Genomic DNA, 23665 nt, shown 5'->3' with positions numbered 1-23665 from the left:
CCGCGAGGAAAGGGCCGCCCGTTGGATCATCTCAGCCAGTCGACCGAGGCCGCCGCAGCGCTCCTGCCGCCGGTCCACGATCCCCACGGCCATCTCGCCGACCTGCCGCGCGCGCTGTCGCCCTGGCTCGGCGGCAAGGCGCCGCGCCCGATCTCCGAGTGCCTCGCGCGGGCCCGCGATCACGGCGGCTGGCACTGGCCCGAGCAGCCGGTGATCTTCGTCTCCGACGCCCATGCCGATGCCGAGGGCTTCCTGCGCTCGCTGGTGGCCGCCGGGGTGATCCGCCGCGATGGCCATAGCCTCAGCCTCACCGCCTTCGGCCAGGCCGCGCGGATTATCGTCGGCGGCGACAGCCTCGACAAGGGGCCGAGCAATCTCGATCTGCTCGATGCGCTGGCGGCGCTGCGCGCCTCCGGGGCGCAGCTCGACCTTCTGGCAGGAAACCACGATCTGCGCATGCGCATGGCGGTCGATGCGGTGCGCGGCCCGCGCAGTGCCCTGCGCGAGCATCTCTTCGTGCGCATGGGGCGCAAGATCCTGCCCGCGCTGCGCGAGGTCTTCGACCGTTTCGTGACAGATGACGACCTCGCCGCGCTGCCCGAGGAGGCCGCCTGCGCTGCCCGCCTGCTGCCCTCCAAAGGCTGGCCGAAGCGCTTTGCAAAGGCGGCGCGCGGCCAGCTCTCGGCGCGGACGATCAGGAAGGAAATAACCAAGCTCGACGAGAAGCTGCAGAAGTTCGATCGCGAGCGCGCCAAGGTGGAGATGTCGCACCGGGCGCTGCTGGCGGCGGTGCTGAAATGCCATGACATCTTCTTCGTGCCGGGCGGCGCCTATGCCTGGTTCTACGACGAAATGGAGGTGGTCGCCCGCTGCGGCTCGCTGCTCTTCGTCCATGCCGGGCTCTGCGACGAGATGTGCCGCCTGCTGGTGCAGGGCGGGCCTCGCGAGGTCAACGCGCGATACCGGACCGAGGCCGAGACCGCCTCGCTCGGGTTCTATTTCGGTCCGCTCGCCAATCTCGTCCGGACCAAGTACCGCGCCTCGGATTGTGCGCTGACGCGGGCCGGGGTCGACTTGCTGCACCGCGACGGCATCCACATGATCGTGCAGGGCCATGTCAACAATCACAGCGGCCAGCACCTGCGCGCCAAGCGCGGTCTGCTGCATCTCGAGGGCGACATCACCCTCGACCGCGCCTCGCGCCGGCTCGAGGGGCTCGAGGGCATCGGTGCGGGCGCGACCTTGATTTTCCCCTCCGGAGATGTGATCGGTCTGAGCCGGGACCACCCGACGGCAAAGCACTTCGCGCCGGGCCGTCTCGTCTAGCTCCGGAGGCCTCCCGCATGGGCAATTCGACCACCCGCTTCAGGCACGAGTCCCTGCAGGACGCCAAGACCGTCAAGACGCTGCTGTCGTCCTTGTCGAAGGGCTTCTCGAAGGGCGAGCTGACCCTGAGCGACGATGACGATGAGCTGGTGCTCGAGACCGGTGAGCTGATGAACCTGCGCATCAAGGCCGAGCGCGAAGACGGACGCTGCGTGTTCAGCCTGCGTGTCACCTGGGCAGATCCGGCAGAGCCGTCCCACCCCAGGGGAACGCCGCGCATCGAGAGCTGACGGGGGCCGCGAGGGACCAAGATGCATCGGCTGTCGCGGCCCGCGCTGCCCGTCCGGCGGCCGCCGCGATCCAGCCTCCAGCATGGCCTCGCAGGCCGCCGCAGCCTTGCGCTTGCGGGACCGGAGACGATCCGGACCGGCACGTTGCCGTGACACCCTCAACAGGTGCGGTAGAACAGGTTTCCTGAACCGTAAATCGCCCACGGCCCCAAGGTCAGGGCTTGCGTTTTCCTTGCCGGGCCAAGGGCAGCGCCGCCCCACTCTTTGGTGGTGTGCTTGATGGTCATTATCCCAAAGGTTGATTTTAAAGAGATCCCCTCCTACTCTGCGTGTATCTAAATGATAAATTTGCCAGGACGGTTCGATCATTCTTCACGATGCGATCTTGGCGGGGATATGCGTTTTCAGGGGAGAGAGATCATGTCGGACAGTGCGACAACATACGAGAAGCGCGTGAGCGTCGCGGTCAGCCTGCGGCTGCCGGCCGATGGCAGCGACGACGTGAATGCGACGTTCGAGACGAAAAGCGTCAGCTACCGTCTCGATCAATCTCTGCCGCTGGATGACATGCTGGTGCTGGATCGCCGCAAGAAGCTGCTCGGTCAGATCCAGCTCGACAAGATGGTCGAGAACCTCGGGCGTCTGACGCTTCTCGTCGACCTCGCCTATAACGCGGTGCCGAAACGGGAGGGCGCGCTTGTCGCCTCGCTGAACCGGATGCAGACCGATTACGGCTCTCTGTGTCAGCAATGCTCGACCGCGATGGGCGAGCTGCGCAGTTGCGGCGAGGAGATCTCGCTGGCGCTCAACGAGGCGATGGAAGACTTGTTTCGCGGCAACGAGGATCTCGCCATCGGTGGCATCTCGGACTGTGCCAGCATCGCCGGTCGCCTCGCGAGCCTGATGAAAGACCTGTCCGACGCCTTCAACGATCTCGCAACGCGCGCCGACAGCGCGCTCGAGACCGCCCACCTGACCCGGGGCGACGAGATCAAGGCGCAGGAGGCGCTTGAACACGCGCGTCTCGAGTGGAGCGCGCGAAAAGCCAAGGCCGACAAGCTGTCCGAAGAGCTGAGTACCCTCCTGGGCGAGCTCCAGACCAAGTATGACAAGCTCGAGAAAAAGCTCGAGAAAACCGAGGATCGCGCCTTTGCGATCGCGCTCACCGGCGCGATCATGAAGCCGCTCGGAGACGGTCTCGGCGGCGCGGCCACGGCGATCGCGCTGATCTATTCGGGTGCCCCGTCGAACGGCGGTGGCGGCGGCAATGGCGGCGAACAGAAAGGCGGGCAGGGCGCCCCGAAGGACAAGCCGGAGGCCGGCGAGGCGGAGATCCCCGAGAAGAATCGCAAGGAGCTCGAGGAGAGCGAGGACGCCTATGAGGACAGCGTGCTCGCGGTCGATGTCGCCGAGGAGGACGAGGAGGCCCTGCAGGCCGAGATCGACGTTCTCGAGGAGGAGATCGCGGCCGCCGACGAGGATGCGGACGGTCTGTCGCAGCTCAAGGAGCACAAGGCGACGCTGGAACATGCCAAGCAGGCGGTCGAGCAGGTCAAGGCCGAGCGCGTGAAGACGGCGGAAGAGCGCGAGCGCGATTTCCAGACCACCAAGTCGGCGGTCGAGGCCCTGGGCTACACGCTGTCATCGGCCGGAGAGCAGTTTTCCCAGATGGGGCACGATTATCTCGATCTCGCCGAGGGCCAGCGCGAACAGCTGGAGAGGCTTTTCGATCTGTTGATGCAGAAGAAGGACCTAGAGCGCGAACAGCTCGGCATCGTCGCCGAGGCCGGGGTGCGGCTCGAAGGGATCGATGCCGATCTCGAAAGCTCCGCCGTCACCATCAAGGCGCTGGTGATGGTGATCGCGGCGTTGCGCCAGGTGAGCGACATCCTGCACGACGCGGCCAAGTTCTGGGAGGCCATGGAAAGCGGCTGCAACAAGCTCGCCAGCCCGGATTTCATGAAGGGGCTCGAGCGTCGGCGCAATAGTCTCAAGGCGGATGCCACGCCGGACGAGCGCGCCGAAATTTTCAATCTCGAGTCCGTCAAGCTGCGGCTGCTGAACTACAAGTCCGACTGGGCCGCGCTACAGAACGTCGCGCAGGAATATGCCGAGCATACCGACGACCTCTACCAGGATGCCCGTGAGCGCCGCAGCACCACGCTGGTCGGCAAGGCGGTCAAGGCGCGCGTCGATGCGCTCGCGACCAAGCTGATCGGAGACGTGAAGGCGGCGCAGGAAGAGATCGACAGGGAACTCGCGGCGATGAAGGCGAGCCGTGCGGAGCACGAGCAGGGCACGGAAAGCAAGGTTGCATGAGCCTCGCGTTCGTCCGGGGCCTTGCTCTGGCCTGCGGGATCTGCGCGGCGCTGCCCGCGCAGGCCAACCTTTCGGAGCTGCGCGCCGCCCTGGTGGCGCTCGACAGCCGTGATCTCGACACCGCGCGCCGGCTGGTCGAGGCCAGCGCCGCCGAGCTGACCACGGTGGCCGAGCGCAGCGCGACGCTGGCCGACGAGGTGGCGCAGATGGCGCAGACCTGCGACCGCAGGCTCGATCTGCTGCACGTCCTGCGCGGCGAGGCGCTGCAGCTCAAGTCCGACAGCGAGGGCCGTCTGCGCGAGATCCGCACGCGGCTCGACAATGCGGTCAGCGAGGCCGCGGCCGCGCAGGCCGAGATCACCGCGGTCCGGGTCGCCATCGACATGCAGCGGCGCTCGCTGGCGGAGCATCGCCGCAAGGTCGAGGAGCTCAGGACCTGGTTCTGGGTTCCGGGCTACGGCCTGTTCCTCGGGATCCGCGAGCTTGTCGACCGCGACTCGCGCAAGATCGACGATCTCGGCCGCGATCTGGCGCATGAGACGCGGGTGCTGCACGACGCCGACCACCGGGCCCGGCTCGAGCGCGATCTCGCCACCCATTTCACCGCCACGATCAGCCGCGACGAGGTGCATGTGAAGCTGGTCGAGCGAACCTCGTCGGTGGTGCAGGACCGCATCGCCGCGTTGCGCATCCTGTCAGACACGCTGCACGATGCGCAGGGGCACTGGGCGCAGGTCGAGGCGCTTGCGAAGATCGATGGCTATGCCGAGGAGACCCGCTTCCGGCGCGAGATCGAGCGCGCCGTGCGGCGGCTCGAGGCGCCGGTCGCCTCGCCGGAGCTGCTGGGGCTGAAGCCGGAGGCCACGGTGAGCTTCGTGCAGGTGCTGGCGACGCTCGAGGCGCGGCTCGAGGATGGCGGGCTGATGCGCCGGCTGCGCGCCTCGGATTGTGCCGGCGATGCCGCCGAGGTGCCGGAACAGCCAGAGGCCTGTCCGCTGCCGCGCTTCGCCTATTTCGACATGTCGAGCGACGCGCCCTGCAGCTACACCTATCGCAATCCGCCCGGTTGCCCGCCGGCGCCGCATGATCCGCGGCAGGCGATGCGCTCCGCCTTCGCCGACAGCATCATTCATGGTGCGATCCCCGGCACCGCGATCGCCGGCAACCTGACGGGCGACGATATCTACGACGGGCCGGTGACGGTGGTACCGCAGAATTACGCGCAGCAGTTCACGCAGGTGACCGAACATGTGGCCGGGCACAACTTCGTCGGCGCGGCGCGCTGCCTGTCGCCGGAGGCGCTCTATTTCGGCAAGCAGGAGAGCCACGTCGCCTGTTCCAACATGTGCGATGGCGCAGAGTGTCTCTATTGGAGCTTCTACGCCGATGACAGCGAGCTCCCGGGCAGCGCCGGCGAATGCTGGGGCGGCACGGCGCGGCTCGCACCCGACATCGAGTCCGCCGGATGGCGCGGCGTCATCTCGGGCGGGTCGGCCTGCGACGAAGACGGCATCACCTGCAATTACGACAGAGACTGAGGGACTTGGAGGGAAGAGACCCATGGGACAGATACCAATCAACGGCTCAAGCCAGATCACGATGGCCGAAGTGCCCTACATCAAGCTGCAGCGGATTCCCGATTTCATCCTCGACGTGATCGACAACAGCCTTTCGGATCAGATCAAGAAGGCGGTGCTGGCGCAGGATATCGTCGGGTTGCACAGTTGGATGCGCCGCAATCTCGACAGCCTCGAAAAGGGCGGCAAGATCCTGAAGTCCGGCGATCTCAATCGGTACTGGGGCGATTATCTGCAGCAGTTTGACAAGGCGGGCGTGAGTGCGAACAAGACCCGCGCGGCGCTTCTGAAGTTCCAGACCGCGGCGTGCGTCGGGAAGAGCTACGTCAAGCTGCCGCACGCGGCCAATCTCGCCAAGTTCTATGACAAGGCATCCGAGGTGCCGCTGCCGCAGGCGACGGCACAGGAGATCTCGGACAAGCGCGGCGAGCCCAATTACGGCAACTACATCGAGGGCAAGATCTCCGACATGGTGGCTCAGTACAAGAAGATGCAGTTCAACCGTCGTGTCGCGAACACCGGGAAACGCAGCCAGTTCTCGCTGGCGGGGCACCGCGACGCCGGCAGCTGAGCGCATGGCCTGACCGGATCGCGCAGCTGCATGATGGCAGGCCGGGGCCGCCACGCCCGGAGCGGCCATCCCCCGGGAGCACCGTTCTCAGGTCGAGCTGCGGTGGTGACGCGTCGCGGCGAAGCGGTCGAAGAGATCCGGCGCGCCCATCTGCCCGCCCTTGAGCATCACGCGCATGCGATCCCGTCGTGGGGCGGCGTGGCTGGCGACGCAGATGCAGACGCCCGGAGCGAGCGTTTGCTCGAACGCCAGCGCGTCGAACCCCAGCCGTGCGCAGATCCGACTCGACGTGTCGCCGCCGGCGAGGCCGAGATACCCGACTTCGGCCCGCGCGAGCAGGGCCGAGACGAAACTGGCGCAGCGATCGGCCAGCGCATCGGGGGACAGGCCGTAATCGGCATCGGGCAGCAGATGCACGAGCGTCGGCGTGCCGGCGCGGAGAAGTTCCGCCGTCGGCTCCAGCAGCGCATCCGAGCGCAGCGCCTCGGGGGTGAGCGCCAGTGTGACGTAGCTCTCTGCGGTGGCGACCTGCATCGCTGTGGTTTGCGAGCGGCTGCCCGCGAAGAGCAGCACGGTGTCGGAGGCGGGCGGGGCCACCGCGGCGGCGTCTGCGCCATCGCGCCCGGCGCCGAGGATCTCGGCCACCGAACTGGCTCCCACCAGCAGCTGACGTCCGCCGGCAAGGCGCAGGGCCTCGGCGATCCTCGGGAGGTCGTCGTCCTGCATGACGTCGATCAGCGCCGGGCCGGCACGCAGGGTCGCGGCCGACGCCTGCGGGTCATGAAGCTCCGTGGCCGGGACGAGCCGCAGCCCGTCGAGCCCCTGAGCGGCGAGATGGCGGCGCAGGTCGGCCTCCCGCATCGGGGTCACCGGGTGCCGGCTCATGATCGGATGGCGGTCGATGCGATGGGTCTCGCCATCGGGGCCACGGGCGAAGAGCGTGCCGAAGGCGCAATGCCGCCCGAGGCTTGGCTGCCCGCCAATCACCGCCACCACGTCGGGCGCGAAGCGGGTCACCAGTGCCTGCGTCACGGCGCCGATCGAGCCCACCTCGGGCGCGGAGTCGAAGGTCGAGCAGACCTTGAGATGGATCACCTCAGGGGCCTCCGTGGCGATGCGTGGCCAGAGCCGGGCGATCTCGTCTTCCGCACGTGCGGGTGGCAGCGAGCGCAGATCGGTTGGCAGGCCGAGAACCTCGAGCCCGTCGCCGTCGGTTTCGCCCAGAACCATGCGAGTGCGCAGGCCGCTGCGCGCGTAGGTCGCGAGGCTGTCGGAGGCGCCGGTGAAATCGTCGCCGATGAAGACGATGCGGGCGCCCATCTCAGCGCGCTCCGAAGAACTCGAGCGCCGCAGCCAGCGCCGGGCGTGTCGCCGCGCCCGCCGTCAGAGAGCCGCCCGATTGCAGCACCTCATAGGCCTCGCGCAGCGAGGCGATGCCCGCCGCCGGGCCCTGCGGGTGTGCGAGGATGCCGCCGCCGCACATGAACATCAGGTCGGACGACTGCGCCGCCTCCAGCGTCTGCGGCAGCGTGCCGGCCCATTGGCCCGAGGAGAAGGCGGGCATGACCCGGTCGTCGGGGCCATCCTCGCAGAGCGGGGCGAGGCAGGCGCGGGCGGCCTCGGTGACCTCCTCGGCGGTGTCGACGAACTTGCCGCCGATGCCATGCACGTGCATGTGATCGATCCCGGCCAGCCGGTAGAGCGCGTGGTAGGCCGGAAAGCCCATGCCGAGCAGCGGGTGACGGCTCATCGCGCCGAAACCGTTGCGATGGGCGTGGATGGCGAGCGGCGTGTGGGCGCGCAGGCTCTCCATTCCCGAAAGGCCGCACCAGTTGAGGCTGGCCATGACGCAGGAGCCGCCCTCGCGCGCCACCAGATCGGCGTGGCGGCGCATGGCGTCGGTCTCGTCGGTGATGTTGAACGCCATCATCACCTTGCGCCCGGTGCGCTCCTGCCACTTGCGGATCACCGCCATGACCGCCGGCACCCGCTCGGCCAGCGGCGCGATGTCGGGATTGGCGCAGACCTCGTCATCCTTGATGAAGTCGACGCCGGCGGCGCAGAGCTGATCGACCAGCGCCGCGATCTCGTCGGGGCGCATGCCGATATTGGGCTTGATGATGGTGCCGAAGATCGGGGTTCCGGTCACGCCGAGGCTCTCGCGGGTGCCCGCGATGCCCTGCACGGGCAGGGCGAAGCGCGCGCGGTAGGCTGCCGGGATCTCGAGCGAGAGCAGCTTCAGCCCGGTGATCTCGCCGATGTCGTAGAGATTGCCCGAAACCGTCGCCGCCAGCGTCGGCAGGTTGCGCCCGATATTGCCGGTCGGAAAGGCGATGCGGACGCGGGCCCGCCGGAACGGCCCGGCAGGCTGTTTCCGCGAGACATAGGCCGAGTGCAGCGTCGGGCTGTCGGTGCTGTCGATCTCGGTGATGGAGAGGACTTGGGCGGCGGCGCGGGCGCGCAGCTCGTCGGTCTCCCCGGCCACGCGCACGAAGGTGCCCGAGCTCTGCTCGCCGGCCATCATGGCGGCGACCTCGGCGAGCGGGTAGGGGGTCTCGAGCAGGTACTCGGCGACGATCCGTTCCATGCCCGCCTCAGAGCGTGCCGAGATCGGGGAAGGGGCGCACCGGGACCGAGCCGTCCCAGCCCTCGGAGGCGCTGCGGATCATGTCAAACATGGTGCCCTTGGGGCCCAGCACCTCGGAGAGCTCGATGCAGGTGCCCGGGTGATGCTCTTCGGCGAAATAGGCGAAGCGCCCGTTCTGCCCGACGCAGCCCGACATCTTCACGGTGAAGCCGCGGTCGAGCATCCGTTGCAGGTCGGTCTCGTATTCCCTGGTCCAGAAGGCCACGTGCTGCAGCCCGCGCAGGCCCTTCTGCATGTAGTCGCGATACATCGAGGGGACATCGTTGCGGGTCTGGATCAGCTCGACCTGCATGGCGCCGGAATTGGCCAGAGCGACCGAGTTGTGCGGCTGGTAGCTCTGGCCGTCGTAGAGGTAGTCCTCGATCGGAACCTGCGGATTGTAGAACCACGGGCCGACGCCCATGGTCTCGGACCAGTATTTCATGCCCGCCTCGATATCGTCGACGACGTAGCCGAGCTGGCGGATGGGGCCAAGAAGGGTGCTCATTGGGAACCTCAGTTCATCAAAGTTTCGGGGAGCCAGGTGGACAGCGCCGGGACGGCGGAGACCACGAGCAGGGACAGCAGCAGCGGCAGGAAGAACGGCATCACCCCGGCGATCACCTGGGTGATCGGCATGCGCGAGATGATCGAGATCATGTAGAGGCTCATGCCCACCGGCGGGGTCAGAAGGCCGATCATCAGGTTCAGCACGAAGACGATGCCGAGCTGCAGCGGATCGACCCCGGCGGCGGTCAACGCCGGTGCCACGATCGGCGCGATGATCAGGATCGCCGCGATGCTCTCGAGCGCCATTCCGACGACCAGCAGCAGGATGTTGACCAGCAGGAGCAGGACCACCGGGTTCTCCGAGACCCCGAGCAGCAGCGCCGAGACCTTCATCGGCACCTGGTCGAGCGTCAGCACCCAGGCAAAGAGCGCGGCGGTGGCGACGACGAAGAGGATGTTGGCGCTAGCCTCGACGGTCTCGCGCAGGGCGCCGATCACCGCGCGCCCGGTCAGGCTGCGATAGATCGCGAAGCCGATGAAGAGCGCGTAGGCGACGGTGACGCCTGCCACCTCGGTGGGGCCGAAATAGCCGCTCATCAGCCCGCCGATCAGCAGCACCGGCGCCATCAGCGCGGGAAAGGAGATCACCGCCTTCTGCGCGATCTCGCGCGGCTTGGCGCTGACCTCGTCGCGGGGCAGGCCCTTGACCCGGGCGATGATCGCCACCTGCGCCATCAGCAGCGCGGTCAGCAGCAGCGCCGGGACGATGCCCGCGAGCAGCAGCTTCACCGCCGAGACATTGGCCACCGAGGCGTAGATGATGATCGGGATCGAAGGCGGGAAGATCGGTCCGATGGTGGCGGCGGCGACGGTGAGGCCGGCGGCAAACTCCTTGCGGTAGCCCTGCGCGGTCATCTGGTTAATTTGGATCGCGCCGAGCGCGCCGATATCGGCCAGCGCCGCGCCCGACACGCCGGAGAAGATCAGCGAGACGAAGACGCTGACCTGCGCCACGGCGCCCCGGATGCGTCCGAAGAGCATGCGCACGAGGTCGAAGAGATGGGTGGTCACGCCGGTGGCGTTGAGCAGGGCGGCGGCGAAGATGAACAGCGGCACGGCGAGCAGCGGCGAGCTGTCGAGCGCGTTCAGGCTGCGCTGGGCGAGCACCGAGACCGGCAGACCCTGGGTCACGATGACCACGGCGGCCGAGAGGCCGAGGCACACGGCGATCGGTGCGCCGAGTGCGAGCAGCACGGCGAAAAGGCTCAGGAGGGTGAGGCTCATGTGGGTTGTCCGGTCTCGTCGCGGGGATCGTGATAGGCGGTGCTCGGATCGCTGCGGCGCAGGGCGGCCAGCACGCGGTGCAGCGCCACGGCAAAGAGCAGCAGGCTGCCGGTCAGGGCGAGGCTGTAATAGACCCAGTTCGGCACCCTGAGCGCCGGGGTCAGGAACTTGCCGGCGCGGGGCAGGAACTCGGCGAAGCTCCAGAGCATCAGCCCGGCGAAGGCCAGCGTGGCGAGATCGGCGACAAGCACCATGCCCCGGCGCAGCGCCGGCTTCGACATGTCGGGCAGCATCGTCACCGCGACCATGACCTGGCGGCCCGCCAGCGCCGGCATGGCGATGAAGACCAGCCCGATGCAGGAAAACCGCGCCAGCTCGTCGGCCCAGGGCAGGCCCAAGTCGAGGAAGTTGCGTGCCGCCACCTGCAGCACCACCAGCAGGGCCATCAGCGCCAGCAGCGCCATGCCGAGCCGGGTGCCCGCAGTGGTGAGCCGCGCGAGAACCGCGCGGCCCCTGGTGTTGGCCGGGGGCGTGCCCGGCATCAGGCGACCGCCGCGATCTTGGCGTAGAGATCGCCGTATTCGCCACCGAAGCGCTCGTCGACCAGCGCGCTCACCGAGGCGCGGAAGGCCTCGAGGTCGAGCCCGTCCTCGGCGCCGATCACGGTCATGCCGAGATCGCGCAGCTTCTGGGTCTCGGTCTCCTCGTTGTCGAGGATCGCCTTGGTGGCCTTCTCGCGGGTCTGTTGCGCAGCCTCGCGCACCGCGTCCTGCTCGGCGCCCGACATGCCCTGCCAGGTGTCCTCGTTCATCACGACGACCTCTGCGTTCGACATGTGGCCGGTCAGCATGAGATGCGACTGCACCTCGTAGAGCTTGACGTTGAGCACTACGTTTACCGGGTTCTCCTGCCCCTGCACCACGCCGGTTGCGAGCGCCGTCGGCACCTCGGACCAGTCGACCGGCACGGCGACGGCGCCCATGCCCTCGACCGCGGTGGTGTAGATCGGGAACGGCACGGCGCGGATCTTGGTGCCGGCGAGATCCTCGGGCGACATCACCGCCTTGTTGCAGGTGAGGTTCCGCCGGCCGAAATAATGCGCGTAGATGACACGCACGTTGGCGGCAGCGATCAGCCCCTCGTTGAGCTCCTGCATCACCGGGCTTTCCACGTCGGTCACCTTCATCAGGTGGTCGACGTCACGGTAGAGATAGGGCGTGTCGAGCGCCGCGAACGGCTGGTAGAGCGAGCCGAGCGCGCCGGCGGTATTGTGCGAGAAGGCTATGGTGCCGAGCGAGACCGCCTCGGCCAGCTCCTGCAGCTTGCCAAGCTGGCTGTTGGGGAAGACCTGCACCGAGATCTCGCCGCCCGAGCTCTGGCCGAGCGCCTCGGCAAACCAGTCGGCCTGCGCGCCGGCAACCGAGGCGACCTCGTTGTTGTGGCCGTAGCGCAGGGTTCTGGCGGCGAAGGCCGGGCGCGCGATGAACGGCGTTGCGAGCGCACCGGCGCCGGTGAGCAGCAGGCTGCGACGGGACAGTCCCTTGGTGGTCTGCATCTGATCTCCTCCCTGAAGGTTTGATGCTTTCTGATGTGATCTTCGCGAGGGTTTCGTGAATTTCACTCAAATTGAGAAGCTATTGACGAACGCTACCGTTTTGCATCAGCATCCGTCAAAGCAAATAAGATGATGGGTTTTGAGGTGTAATGATGGGCGATGGCGGCGAAGATCCCGCAGGCGAACGGCCGCAGCAATCCGACGTGGCGGCGCGCGCCGGGGTGTCCCTGGCCACCGTCGACCGGGTGCTGAACCGCCGTAAGGGGGTGAAGGAGCGGACCCGGCAGCGGGTGCTCGAGGCGGCGCGCGAGCTTGGCTTCCTGAGCGCAAGCGAGGAGGCCCGGCTCGGCGCGGCGCGCCCGCTCAACATCGTCGTGCTGCTGCCGGCAGGCGCCAATCCCTATCTTCGCCTGCTCGGCGAGCGTCTGCGCGCGCGGCTCGAGCGCGGCGGTGCCGACGGGCCGGCGCTGCGCTGCTTTTTCATCGAGAGCTTCAGCGCGCAGGCGCTGGCCGAGGCGCTGCGCCGCAATGCCGGCTGGGCCGACGGCATCGCCTTCTTCGCCATCGAGCACCCGGTTGTGCGCGAGGCGGCGGCGGAGGTGGCGGCGACGGGCACGCGGCTGGTCTCGATCGTCTCCGATCTCGGCTCGGTGCCGGGGATCCCGCATGTCGGGCTCGCCAATCGCGCCGTGGGACGCACGGCGGGCCTGCTGATCGGGCGCTTCTCCGGCGGCAGCGCAGGCGCGGTGGCGCTGGTGGCGGGCTCGCGGCATTACCGCGCCCATTCCGAGCGCGAGGCTGGGTTTCTCAGCATCCAGGAGGAGCTGTTTCCACAGCTTCGGGTCCACGGCATGCGCGAGGGCCATGACGACGCCGCCGAAAACTATCGCCACACGCTCGCATTGCTGGAGCAGGTGCCCGATCTTGTCGGCATCTACAATGTCGGGGGCTCCTCGGGGGGCATCACCCGGGCGCTGCGCGAGCAGGGGCGTCAGGATGTGATCTTCATCGGCCATGGCCTGACGCAGGACACGCGGAAGGCGGTGCTAGAGGGCACGATGGACGCGATCTTCGATCAGGATCCCGACACCTTGCTCGACCGGGCGGTCGCCTGTCTCAACGATCCGGCTACGCCGGCCCGGCCGCTGAAGCTCGACATCTATTTCAGCGAGAACCTGCCCTGAACGCACGCTCTGCCGAGCGGCGCTGACCGCTCCTGTCATGGCTCGCAAGGGGGAGGGGCGTGTGTCAGGCTCGGGCGGCTTCGCGAAATCGATCAGGGACGCGGATCGATCTGCCGGCTGGTGTCGCAACCGCGGCTGGCCGCATCCAAGAGGACAACATCGGCGCGGACACCCGCCCTCGTTCGGGCGCGACTTTCATCAGCGCAGGACCTTCCCGCGCGGAGCCAGGCGCAAGGGCGCTGATCTTGCCGCCAGCGGGGGTGGCCAGGGTCCAGCCTCGGGCGAGAAAGCCGGGCGAAGGCTCTTTGCGCCGTGCGCAGAGACCTTTGGCCGAGCGCGGCAGATGCAGACGAGAGCGCCGTCCGAACGCGCAAACGACTCGGCGCGACATCTTTGGGTTGACTGAAATCTGAGCTGGCTCACAATCATCGCGAATTTTCAGACAAGCCAATACTCCTGTCCCTTTTGCGAGTGAGGTCCCGATGCGACCGATGCCACGTTTCCTGAAAGTCCCCCTCATCCCCCTGCTTCAGCTTTGCCTCGCGCTGACCCTGGCCCTCGCGCCGCGGGCCGTGGCGCAGGCGCCTGCGCCCGATGTGTCGCGCGCGCATGCCGCGCAGGCCATCGATCTGCTGATGGATCGCGGTGACCGCCCGGGCGCGCTCGTGGAGGCCCTGAAAGGCCTTCCCGCGGCGCCGACAGAGGCGGATCTCGAATCCTACCCGGAGGCGTGGTCGGCGCTCTGGCGCGCCTATGCCTCGCGCAGCATCACCTACGACGGGCCCGAGGGCCTGTTCACCACCGGCTACCTGAGCCCGGACGGGCGGCGGGTTCTCGTCGGGCAGCAGATCGCCGGCACGACCGATCCCAACGCCCGCGTGACCATGCGGCTGATCGATCAGGCCAGCAGCACCGTCCTTGCGGAATATGTCTCGACGCAGCCCATCGGCGAGCCGTGGCTGTCGATGGGGGCGGCGGGCTTCTCGCCCAACGGGCGCGTCGGCGCTGTGGCGCTGCAGGACGGCCAGACCATCCTGATCGATGCCGAGAGCGGCGCCGAACTCGGGCGGCTTGCAGGCAACGCGATCCAGATCCTGTTCGCGCCCGATGGCGCGCATGTCATCCTGCAGAGCATGGACGGCTCGTCGGTTCAGTCGGTCGCAGAACTCACCAAGGTGCTGGATTTCCCCGATCCCTTCGTGACCTCCTTCGCCTGGGCCTCCGATGGCACTGTGCTCGCCGCCAACGTGTCCCGCGATGCCAAGAGCGCGGAGATCGTGGCCTACGGGCTCGACGGCACGATGCGGCCGATCCTGGCCGGCGTCGAGCGGATGAACGCGACCCTGAAAGCGTCGCTCACCGAGCCGGTCTTCGCGGTCAGCCAGGATCTCTCGACCGTGCTGTTCAGCCTCGACGGCGCCCGGCTGGCGGAGTTTCCCTTCGACAGCGGCATGCTCAGCTTCCTGCGCAACGGCAGCGTGGTCGGGTTCGCGGCGGGCGAGTCCGAGCGCATGTCGGACATCGAAGTGAAGGTGTTCGCCTTCGACGGCACACCGCTCGAGACCGAGCCGCGCGATTTCGTCGATTTCAACCAGGCGATATACGCCTCGAGCGGCGCGCCCGCCGGCTTCATCGTGACCCAGCGCCACGCCCACCCGCTGGTCGAGAGCGTTCCCACCGGGCTCGCGCTACACGAGGCGGCGGTTGCGCTGGTCGGCGGCTCCGCCGTGGCAATGCCGGCCTCGGCGGCAGCGCCGGCTCTTTCCGTCGACGCCGCCGTCGAGGCCTCGGAGGGCTTCGCGAGGGAGGCCGAGCGCCTGCTGCTGACCGGCGATCGGCAGGGCGCGATCCGGGCGGCGCTCAAGGGGCTCCCGGAGGCCGCCACCGAGGCCGATTTCGAGCGCTTCGCCGCCGCGCATGTGCTGCTCTACCGCAGCGTGGCGGCCCGCGTCCTGCGGCTGCCCTTCGACGAGCCGTCCTTCCCGAGAACCCATCACACCAGCGCCATCGTCGCACCGGACGGCGCCGTCATGGCCACGACGAGCGAGCATGGCGCGCAGCTCTACGCGATGCCGGACGGCGCCCTGATCGCCGATCTGCGCAAACCGGATGGCGCGAAGCTGATGACCTGGAACGACCCGCTCTTCACCTCGACCGGCGACCGCGTTGTGATCGCCGAGATGGACGGCCCCGGCCTGCATGTCTTCGATGGCCGCAGCGGGGCGCGGCTCGGCAGCGTGACGATCCCGGTTCCGGATCTCGAGCGTCTGCTCAGGGGCTATGCCGGCGTGGTCTGGCCCACCGGCATCGCGCATGACGACAGCGCCGTGCTGGTCGACACCCCGAAGGGGCATTTCCGGGTCGGGCTGTCGGATTTCTCGGTCACGCCGCTGCCGCTGCCCGAGCGTGCGCAGTTCCAGCTTTATTGGCTGCCCGACGGCAATTTCCTCGCCCTGCGCAGCCTGTCGCGCCGGGAGGACGAGGAAACCGCGCTGGAGGTGCATCTTTATGATGGGCAGGCGTTGACCCGGGCCTTCTCGATCCTGCGGGATCCGGATGGCGTCGAGGCGCTCGGCGGGGCGGGGATCAACCGGCAGGGCAACGCCCTGTTCGTCGGGGGCGATCGAAACGTGATCTTCGATGCCACCGGCGCGCGGCGCGTGAGCTTCTTCGACAGCGAGGGCGAACACGCCTTCCTGCGCGACGGCACCGCGATCGGCTATCCCGATCCGCGAGGCACGCTGGGTGACAGCCTGAAGGTGCTCTCGATCCTGAGCGGCGAGACGCTGCCCTCCGAGCTGGCCGATTACCCGGTCTTCGATCAGGCGCTCTTCGACATGGAGGGCAATCGGCGCACCGGCAAGGCTCCGCCTCTGGGGGGAGCGCTCTATCGCGGCGCAGATGTGCCCACCGGCGCGGCGCTGGCCGATCTCGCGATGGCGGGGCTCGACGAGGCGGCGCGCGCCGAGGTCGTCGCGGAGCGCATCCTCCGCGACTGACCCCTTCGGGCATCGCGGCTCTCGCAGCTGTCTCTGGCGGCGCCGACCGGCTGTTATCGGTCGGGCTTTCGGCGCGCGGCCCGAGCAGGAACGGGTTGGCTGCGGGCCTTGGGTGCGTGATGGGACGGAGGGCGGAGGGGATGTGCTCCCGTTTCCTGTCCTCGCACGCGACGTGCCTCTCTAAGCCCTGCGCAGACACGCGCTCTCCGGCTCGCGAGACTGACGAGGCAGTGCGGCACCTGGGTTGCTTCGGCGGCTTTGAATGTTGCCAAGGCCGCTGTCGCTTCGCACTATGGTCGACAACAGAGGATGGCCGGCGTGTCGGCCACGCAGGTTTCGCCGCGATGCGGGGCTGACGCTGGTCTCGTCGCTTGTACAGGAAAGCCAGATGTCCCGTTCCGTGCGCTCACCCAATTCAGATCTGGCCTCGTTCGAGATCCTGATCGACGGCACCCCGCTTCGCGACGATATCGTCGTCCGACGGATCGAGCTTCAGCGTGGTCTCAATAGCCTGCCGTCTCTCCGCATCGAGATTGAAGACGGCAGCCTCTTGGACCAGACCTTCGCGCATAGCAGCTCGGCGCTCTTCGTGCCAGGCGCCGAGATCGTGCTGAGGCTTGGCTATGAGGGAAAGAACGCCGACGCGTTTCAGGGCATCCTCCTGGCCCAGACCATCCGCATGGGAGGCGAGCGGGGATCGTCCCTGATCGTCACCTGTGGCGACATCGTGCAAAAGCTCGCGCGTCTCGCCGCCCCGGACCCGCACGAGGGCACCGCCGACGACGCCGTGATCACCGCGCTCCTTCGCGACGCCGGGCTCGGGCAGGATATCGCCCCGATGCCCGGGAGGTCGGCCCGTGAGCTCTGGCAGGGCGACAGCGCCTGGGAGGTGATGCTGCGCATCGCTGCGGCGAACGGGCTGGTGGTGACGGTCGCGGACGGGACGGTCACCTTGGCGGCACCGAAGTTTGGGGAGCCGAACCTGAGTGCGACTCTCGGGATAGACATCATCGGCTTCGAGTTCACGATGGATGCCGCCACGCAAGACGCGGCGGTGGTCATCGAGGCCTACGATCCCGAGGGCCATGAACGGATCACCGCGCGCGGAGGAGAGCCCTCCGTCAACCTGCAGGGAGACCTGACGGGCGATGCGCTTGGCAAGGTTCTGGCGGTGACCCGCAGCGTCTCCAGCGGCTCCGCCATGCATCCCGACACGCTGCAGGCCTGGGCCGACGCGATGATGGTGCAACGGCGCCTGTCCCGGTTCCGCGGCGAGATATGCCTGCCGGGCAATCTCGGGCTGGTGGCAGGTGAGCAGCTCATGCTCGATGGCCTCGGCGCGCGCTTCAGCGGCAATGCCTATATCGGCTCGGTGCGCCACGTCCTCGCAGACGGCGAGTGGCAGAGCACGGTGACCGTGGGGGTGTGAGACCGGGACTGGGGGCGGCGACTTCCACGACGAGTTCGGCCCGCAGGCCTCCCGAACACCTCGATTTGCCCGGGTCTCGCCGACAACCCGATCTGCCGGGCCTTCATGACCGAGAGACATGCGCGGCCTGCATCGAGGCTATCCCCTCTGCACCGCGTCGCCCCCCGAAATTTTCCCCTATTATCCACGAGAAAAAGCAGCTGGCGCGCCAAGTTCGCGTGTGACAGCTTCGCGGACAACGCTGCCCGTCAGAAGGACGTTAGCAGATGAGCTTTCAGCCCTTCAGGATAGAGTTGAGGCCGGCCAGGCATATCCAACATGTCGAGTGCGAACCACTCAGCAAAACACGTGGCGCCGTTGTCTTCATTGAACTCAATGCGTGTCTTATCGACAAAGGCATCAGGCGGGAATGCCACGTCGAAGATCGCCAGTATCTCGTGCCCGACGCTGCCCTCATGGGTGTAGATGTTCTCCATGAAAACTGGCGGACCAAGTGTCTTAACCGTGATCCCCAACTCTTCCTGAAACTCGCGAACAACGGCTGCATCCGCAGTCTCTCCGAAATCAACTGTTCCGCCGAGTGGGCGCACCCCCTTCACACGGCCAGCATCATCCAGAACCTCAGCCGCCAGAAGGCGGTTGCCGCGCCAGTGGAGGCCCAAGGCTTTGAACCGAATGAAGGATGCTGGGCGCCAGGTGGTCATGCGATAGGGTTAGGTCATGGCATCAGCGACGGCAATGGGCTGTCAGCGGACCTTCGCAGTGACGGGATCATGGCCACCGAAGACCCCACGACGGTGTGCGTCTCATCTGGCGACCGACGGCTCCGCAGAGCAGGCCCCGCATCTGGTCCACAACCGGGATCGGCCTCCACACTGTCGTGGTCTCGGCAGTTGAGAGGCCGGATGAAGACTTCCGCTTCCGCACTTTGCTCTCCGGGGTCCTGTGGTTCCACCGCCAGATGATCTCGTCCAGGTATCGCTGTAGGTGCTTCCGTCCGAGACGGTGATACACGCCGATCAGAGCGCGCTGGACGACCGCGTTCACCGCCTCGACGGTATTGATGTGCGCCCCGGTCTTCGTATTCGCATACTGGCGCTTGTTGTGCTGGATTGTATGGTGGCTGGCAAAAGATGCCCCGATCTTTCCGTAACTCGGGTTCTTGTCGGTGATGAGCGCCGAGGTCGGGTCGATCCAGCCCTCGATGATGGGCTTCATCGTGCGCCCTTGAGCATTCGGGATGAGCACGGCTCGAGCCTGACCGTTTCGCGCCGCAGCAACGAGCGCGATCGGTTTGCCTGTTCCTCGACCCCGCTTGTTCTTGACGCCATGGCGGAACTTCGGCTTGCCGCCGACGAATGCCTCATCGACCTCGACCACACCCGACAGTCGGCCGGCAATGCCCTGCCGATCATCCATCATCTCGCGTATGGCATGGCCGAGCTTCCACGCGGTCTTCTGGTTCACCCCCAAGATGCGCGACATCACGACCGACGAAATACCCTTGGAGGACGTCAGCACGAGGAACATCGCGGCGATCCAGGTCCGGAGATCCAGCTTTGTCGCGTGGAGCGGCGTCCTCGTGGTTACGGTGAACTGGCGGCGGCATTCCTTCTCGATGCACTGATACAGGCCGGGGCGCACGGATGAACCGCGCAGCGGGCGCGAACTCAAGCTGCCGCAATGTGGACAGAACCGATCATCGCCCCAGATGGCGTTCTCGAGGAAGAGCCGCGCGTGACGTTCGGTCGGCATCTTCTTCCAGACATCGCGGACGGACTTCAGTTCGGTGATCATGGAGTGGCCTCGCTTCGGGGGGAACCCAGAAGATTGGCTGATTTCTACTAACCGGAAGCGACTACGTTATGGCGTGGCCGGGACCTTCGCGAGGCACGCAGGCTGAGCGTTCCCGGAAGCCCTGCTTTTTCTCGTGGATAATAGGGAAATTTTCTCCCGCGCGTCTGCTCTGATCTTCAGCGAAGGCGCCAGCGCCATCATCGGCGCCGACCTGCCGGTCTCGGGCGGGGCCGCGTGAGGGCGCGGCAAGACGGCGTGCGACGCACATCCCGGGCGCGGCGGTCTGCCTGTGACCCGTGCGATCACCGCCGGGAGAGGGGCCGTCCTAGCTCATGATGCCGGGCAGCTTGCCGGCGTCGGCGGCCTCGTGGCAGTGATCTATAAAGGCCTGGATCGTACGCGAGACGTGGCCGGCGCGTGACATGGCGATGCCCAGCTGCAGCGGCGGGATCGGGGTTTGCAGCGGGATGAACTTCAGCATTTTGCCGTCTAGCGCGGCTTCCGAGATCGTGCGCATGTTGGAGATGCCGAAGCCGAAACCGTTGGCCACGAGGCTGCGCTGGATCGAGATCTCGTAGGTGCGCTCGGCGATGCGCGGGCGGTGGCCCAGGGCGCGGAAGAGCGACAGGAAGTAATCGGAACTGTGCGGCAGGTCGAGCAGCACCATGTCGTGCTCGACGAGATCCGCCGCCGTGAGCTCCTTGCGGTCGGCCAGCGGGTGGTCGGTGGCGACCATCACGTAGGGTGGCAGCGAGAGCAGGGGGTGAAAGTCGATATCGCTCGGAAGGGCGAGGTCATAGGTCAGCGCGAGGTCGATGCGGGCAGCGCCCAGGGCGTCGAAGATCTGCGCCTGGTCAAGCTCCACCTGGCTGAAATCGACATTCTCGTACTTGTCCTCGAAGGTTCGGCGGAGTTGCGGCACCATCAGCTGCACGAAGGTCCGCATGCAGCCCACGCGGAGCGAGCCGCGCACGCTGCCATTGTAGATATTGGCCATGTCGTTGAGCTTCGCGGCCTCCGCCAGGATCCGCTTGGCCTGCTCGAAGAACTGCTGACCGGTGGGGGTGAGCACCGAGCCCTGCGCATGGCGCCTGGTGAAGAGCTGCACGCCGAAACCGGCCTCGAGCTGGGCGATGGCCGACGACATCGAGGGCGCGCTCACGTTTACCGTTTCGGCGGCGAGAGCGATGCTGCCGGCCTCGCCCACGGCGATGAAATATTCAAGTTGGCGGAGGGTGAATCTGAGCGGCATCGCGATACCCTGTCAGGTGGGAGAGGGCGAGACGTGGCGGACCCGCCCGACGAGATTACTCATTGGTCTCCCGGAACGCCATAGGACGGCGCACCGCCAGGGTTGAGTGCGCGTGTGACATAGTCGGTCATTTGCGGCTTGTAGACCCGCCAGGCCTCTTCGAGTGCGGCGATCGGGCAGCTTTCGGTCCAGTCGATGCGCAGCTCGGCCAGCGGCCAGCTCTGCCTGTCGACCAGCAGCAGCCCCGAGGAATGCACGGGCCCCGCCTCGCCACCGGCAGCGAGCCCGGCACCCAGCGCGCCGATCAGCCTGTCGCCCAGGTGGCCGGTGCTGTTGAGGAAGTGCTGCACCATCACCTCCGGCACCCCGGCATCGGACAGAAGGTTGCCCGCGGCGGCGGTGTCGCGGCCCTGCGACTCGGACCACATGCCCAGCACCTGCGTGCCCGAGTAGATCGCGCTCTGGCCCGAGCGGTCGACCGCCAGCACCTGCCGGTAGGCCATTTCGGCGCCGCGCCGTTCGAGCACCGAGAGCGCCTCGGAGGGGCTCGCTCCCAGCGCCATCAGGTCAAGCGCAAGCGGGCCGAGGCGGGGATCGGTGACGTTCTGGGTGGCGACGGCGCCGACACCGGCCCGCGCGAAGGAACAGCGCGCGGCCACGGCCGGCGAGGAGGAGGAGATGGCAACACCGAACATCCCCGTCTCCGGGCAATGTCCAACGATCGAAAAGGTCATTTGGACTCCTGTGGGCGGCTGGCGCCCGCTGCGGGTGAAGGACGCGGGTTGGCGTTATTGCGGGATCACGGCGGTGGCATCGATCTCGACCAGCCATTCCGGGCGCGCCAGCGCCACCACGACGAGCCCGGTGCAGACCGGGTGCACGCCCTTGATGTATTCGCCCATCGTTCGGTAGACGGCCTCGCGGTGCCGCACGTCGGTCAGGTAGACCACCAGCTTGGTGACATGGGCCATCTCGCCGCCGCATTCCTCGACCAGTTGGCGGATGTTGCTCATCACCTTGTGGGTCTGCTCGACCGGGTCGTTGCTCTTGATGTTCTCGGCGGTGTCGAGATCCTGCGGGCACTGACCGCGCAGGTAGATCGTCTTGCCCGGCTCCGCGACAACGGCCTGCGCGAGATCGTTGTCGAGGCTCTGCTCGGGGTAGGTTTCCTTGGTGTTGAACTTGCGGTGACGGTAATGCGCCATGGTGGGTCTTTCCTCGTTGTGGCCCCTTGGGCGGGCCGGTGGTGTGTCAGCGTCGTGGCTGCGCCGGCCCGGTTGGGGCAGGCGCAGGCCATCGTGTCATGCGCTGGGCCGGGTGGCGACCATCGCGGGCCGGGTTTCGAAGGCCGCGTGCCAACTGGCGAGGGCCGGTCGGCGCGTGGTTGCCCCCATCTCCGGAAAGCGGAAGGCCAGCCAGCCAAGCGCGCAGGCATAGGAAATGGCGCCGATATCGTGGCAGCCGGTGGCAGGAATGTCGGACGCCATCGCGTCGAGCGCGTCGTCGATCTTTTCCTGCTGCTTTTCCAACCAGCTGGGCCAGTGCAGCGCCTCGGGGCGGGCGAGGCGCTCGTAACGGATGAGCAGCGCGGCCTCCAGCAGCCCGTCGGTCAGTGCTTGGCGGCGCAGGGCCGTCCAGCGCTGGGGACCCGCGGCCGGGAAGAGCCCGCCGCCGGCCTGCGCGTCGAGATACTCGCAGATCACCCGGCTGTCGTAGAGCAAGGTGCCATCGCCGGTACGAGCGGCGGGCACCCTGGCCAGCGGATTGAACGCCTGGATACGGCTGTCGCGCTCGACCGGGTGGGCGGCGCTGTCGAGGATCTCGATGCGGTCGGCCAGCCCAAGCTCGTGGGCCGAGGCCATGACCTTGCGGACGAAGGGCGAGGCGGAGCCCCAGTAGAGCGCCATGGTCATGTCGGTCATGTGGAGGCCTCCGCGTCCAGCCCGGTGCGGAGCACGATCTTGCCCATGTTGCCGCCGCCTTCGAGCAGGCGGTGGGCCGCGGCGGCCTCGGCCAGCGCGAAGCGCCTCGACATAACCGGCCGGGCCTTGCCAGCCGCCACCAAGGGCAACAGTTCGGCGGCGACGGCCTGCGCGATGCCGGCCTTCTCGGCGTCGCTCTTGGGACGCAGGGTCGAGGAGCTGAGCCACAGCCCCTTGCGCATCACCAGCCCCAGGTCGACCGGCGCCACCATGCCCTGCATGAACGAGAGTCCGATATGCCGCCCGCCGGGGGCCATGCAGGCGAGGTGCTTGTTGACCGTGTCACCGCCGAGAATATCGAGCACCACGTCGACACCGCGCCCGTCGGTCAGCCGCAGCACCTCTTCGGCAAGCTCGGCGCTGCGGTAGTCGATGGCCTTCGCGCCCATCGCCTCGAGCCGCGCGCATTTTTCCGGCCCGCCTGCGGTCGCGATGACATGCGCGCCACGCGCCGTCGCCAGTTGCAGGGCGAGCGTGCCGATGCCGCTGGCCCCGCCTTGCAGCAGCACGGTTTCGCCGGCCTTCAGGGCGCCTCGGTCGAAGAGGTTGTGCCAGATGGTGAAGAGCCCCTCGGGCAGCGCCGCAGCCTCGTCGAGCGGCAGCCCCTCGGGCACGGCCAGGCATTGAGCGGCCTGTGCCACGACGTATTCGGCATAGCCGCCGGCCTTCACGAGTGCCATGACGGCGGCGCCGAGCAGCGCGGCGTCTACGCCGTCGCCCACCGCCTCGACATGCCCCGCGACCTCCAGGCCGAGGATGTCGGAGGCATCGACCGGCGCGGGCAGGGCGCCGCTGCGCTGCATGACGTCGGGGCGGTTTACCCCGGCGGCGGCGGTGCGGATCAGCAGCTCGCCGGGGCTCGGCGCAGGAACCGGGCGGGTGACGGTTTCGAGCACCTCGGGGCCGCCGTGGCCGCGGGCGATCACGGCCTGCATGGTCTGGGTCATGCGGTTCTTCCTTGTGG

Annotated in this window: 21 protein-coding genes; 8 read left to right on the top strand and 13 right to left on the bottom strand. The window is 67.5% G+C overall.

Annotated elements, in window-relative coordinates; genetic code table 11:
* Positions 1-21: 21 nt before the first annotated feature.
* The 5 genes from KUV62_RS13590 to KUV62_RS13570 all read left to right on the top strand — a co-directional run bounded on the left by KUV62_RS13590 (position 22) and on the right by KUV62_RS13570 (position 6083).
* Complete coding sequence (locus tag KUV62_RS13590) at positions 22-1326, top strand: metallophosphoesterase (RefSeq protein WP_222604245.1); 1305 nt, start codon at positions 22-24, stop codon at positions 1324-1326.
* Positions 1327-1343: 17 nt separating this feature from the next.
* Positions 1344-1616, top strand: coding sequence for an amphi-Trp domain-containing protein (locus KUV62_RS13585; protein ID WP_222604244.1), 273 nt, complete (start codon positions 1344-1346; stop codon positions 1614-1616).
* A 420-nt stretch (positions 1617-2036) separates the two neighbouring features.
* Positions 2037-3935, top strand: a complete 1899-nt coding sequence (locus KUV62_RS13580; protein ID WP_222604243.1) for a hypothetical protein — start codon at positions 2037-2039, stop codon at positions 3933-3935.
* Positions 3932-5473, top strand: coding sequence for a hypothetical protein (locus tag KUV62_RS13575; RefSeq protein ID WP_222604242.1), 1542 nt, complete (start codon positions 3932-3934; stop codon positions 5471-5473). The genes KUV62_RS13580 and KUV62_RS13575 overlap by 4 nt, the downstream gene beginning before the upstream one ends.
* Positions 5474-5495: 22 nt before the next feature.
* The gene (locus tag KUV62_RS13570; RefSeq protein WP_222604241.1) at positions 5496-6083 is read left to right on the top strand and encodes a hypothetical protein; all 588 of its coding nucleotides are present in this window, start codon (positions 5496-5498) and stop codon (positions 6081-6083) included.
* An 87-nt stretch (positions 6084-6170) separates the two neighbouring features.
* On the opposite strand, the gene KUV62_RS13565 is transcribed toward KUV62_RS13570, so the two are convergent.
* From KUV62_RS13565 to KUV62_RS13540, 6 genes are read right to left on the bottom strand one after another with little or no spacing between them, the layout of a single operon-like run.
* Entirely contained in the window at positions 6171-7403 is a 1233-nt protein-coding gene (locus KUV62_RS13565) for a four-carbon acid sugar kinase family protein (RefSeq protein ID WP_222604240.1), read from the bottom strand.
* A gap of 1 nt (position 7404) precedes the next feature.
* Complete coding sequence (locus KUV62_RS13560; protein WP_222604239.1) at positions 7405-8670, bottom strand: RuBisCO large subunit C-terminal-like domain-containing protein; 1266 nt, start codon at positions 8668-8670, stop codon at positions 7405-7407.
* A gap of 7 nt (positions 8671-8677) precedes the next feature.
* Entirely contained in the window at positions 8678-9217 is a 540-nt protein-coding gene (locus KUV62_RS13555) for a VOC family protein (protein ID WP_222604238.1), read from the bottom strand.
* 8 nt (positions 9218-9225) lie between these two features.
* Positions 9226-10503 carry a TRAP transporter large permease gene (locus tag KUV62_RS13550; RefSeq protein ID WP_222604237.1) on the bottom strand — a complete coding sequence of 426 codons (1278 nt, stop codon included), beginning with the start codon at positions 10501-10503 and terminating at the stop codon, positions 9226-9228.
* A complete protein-coding gene (locus KUV62_RS13545; protein WP_222604236.1) occupies positions 10500-11045 on the bottom strand; it encodes a TRAP transporter small permease in 546 nt (181 codons plus the stop codon). Before KUV62_RS13545 ends, KUV62_RS13550 begins: the two co-directional genes overlap by 4 nt.
* Entirely contained in the window at positions 11045-12058 is a 1014-nt protein-coding gene (locus KUV62_RS13540) for a TRAP transporter substrate-binding protein (RefSeq protein WP_222604235.1), read from the bottom strand. Before KUV62_RS13540 ends, KUV62_RS13545 begins: the two co-directional genes overlap by 1 nt.
* Before the next feature lie 149 nt (positions 12059-12207).
* Here KUV62_RS13540 and KUV62_RS13535 point away from each other — a divergent pair, with 149 nt between their 5' ends.
* The 3 genes from KUV62_RS13535 to KUV62_RS13525 all read left to right on the top strand — a co-directional run bounded on the left by KUV62_RS13535 (position 12208) and on the right by KUV62_RS13525 (position 17670).
* Positions 12208-13242, top strand: a complete 1035-nt coding sequence (locus KUV62_RS13535) for a LacI family DNA-binding transcriptional regulator (RefSeq protein ID WP_261395635.1) — start codon at positions 12208-12210, stop codon at positions 13240-13242.
* Positions 13243-13733: 491 nt separating this feature from the next.
* Positions 13734-16241 carry a WD40 repeat domain-containing protein gene (locus tag KUV62_RS13530; RefSeq protein ID WP_222604234.1) on the top strand — a complete coding sequence of 836 codons (2508 nt, stop codon included), beginning with the start codon at positions 13734-13736 and terminating at the stop codon, positions 16239-16241.
* A gap of 388 nt (positions 16242-16629) precedes the next feature.
* A complete protein-coding gene (locus KUV62_RS13525; RefSeq protein WP_222604233.1) occupies positions 16630-17670 on the top strand; it encodes a phage late control D family protein in 1041 nt (346 codons plus the stop codon).
* Positions 17671-17918: 248 nt separating this feature from the next.
* Here KUV62_RS13525 and KUV62_RS13520 read toward each other — a convergent pair whose 3' ends face one another.
* The 7 genes from KUV62_RS13520 to KUV62_RS13490 form a co-directional block, all read right to left on the bottom strand.
* Positions 17919-18374, bottom strand: coding sequence for an NUDIX hydrolase (locus KUV62_RS13520; protein ID WP_222604232.1), 456 nt, complete (start codon positions 18372-18374; stop codon positions 17919-17921).
* A 67-nt stretch (positions 18375-18441) separates the two neighbouring features.
* Positions 18442-19467: an IS1595 family transposase gene (locus KUV62_RS13515; protein WP_222604231.1), complete on the bottom strand. Its 1026-nt coding sequence runs from the start codon at positions 19465-19467 to the stop codon at positions 18442-18444.
* Between the two features lie 325 nt (positions 19468-19792).
* Positions 19793-20719 (bottom strand): LysR family transcriptional regulator, encoded by a 927-nt coding sequence (locus KUV62_RS13510; protein ID WP_222604230.1) that lies wholly within the window; start codon positions 20717-20719, stop codon positions 19793-19795.
* A gap of 59 nt (positions 20720-20778) precedes the next feature.
* On the bottom strand, positions 20779-21453 hold the full coding sequence (locus KUV62_RS13505) for a DUF1028 domain-containing protein (RefSeq protein ID WP_222604229.1): 675 nt from the start codon (positions 21451-21453) through the stop codon (positions 20779-20781).
* Positions 21454-21507: 54 nt separating this feature from the next.
* Positions 21508-21924, bottom strand: coding sequence for a RidA family protein (locus KUV62_RS13500; RefSeq protein WP_222604228.1), 417 nt, complete (start codon positions 21922-21924; stop codon positions 21508-21510).
* A gap of 96 nt (positions 21925-22020) precedes the next feature.
* Entirely contained in the window at positions 22021-22641 is a 621-nt protein-coding gene (locus KUV62_RS13495) for a glutathione S-transferase family protein (protein ID WP_222604227.1), read from the bottom strand.
* A complete protein-coding gene (locus tag KUV62_RS13490; protein ID WP_222604226.1) occupies positions 22638-23648 on the bottom strand; it encodes an NAD(P)H-quinone oxidoreductase in 1011 nt (336 codons plus the stop codon). The genes KUV62_RS13495 and KUV62_RS13490 overlap by 4 nt, the downstream gene beginning before the upstream one ends.
* Positions 23649-23665: the final 17 nt, after the last annotated feature.

Origin of the sequence: Salipiger bermudensis (genome assembly GCF_019801965.1) — a bacterium.
In the GTDB taxonomy this organism is placed as follows: domain Bacteria; phylum Pseudomonadota; class Alphaproteobacteria; order Rhodobacterales; family Rhodobacteraceae; genus Salipiger; species Salipiger bermudensis_A.
The sequence above is the reverse complement of the archived record's forward strand: the minus strand, read 5'-3'. Positions and strand labels throughout refer to the sequence as shown.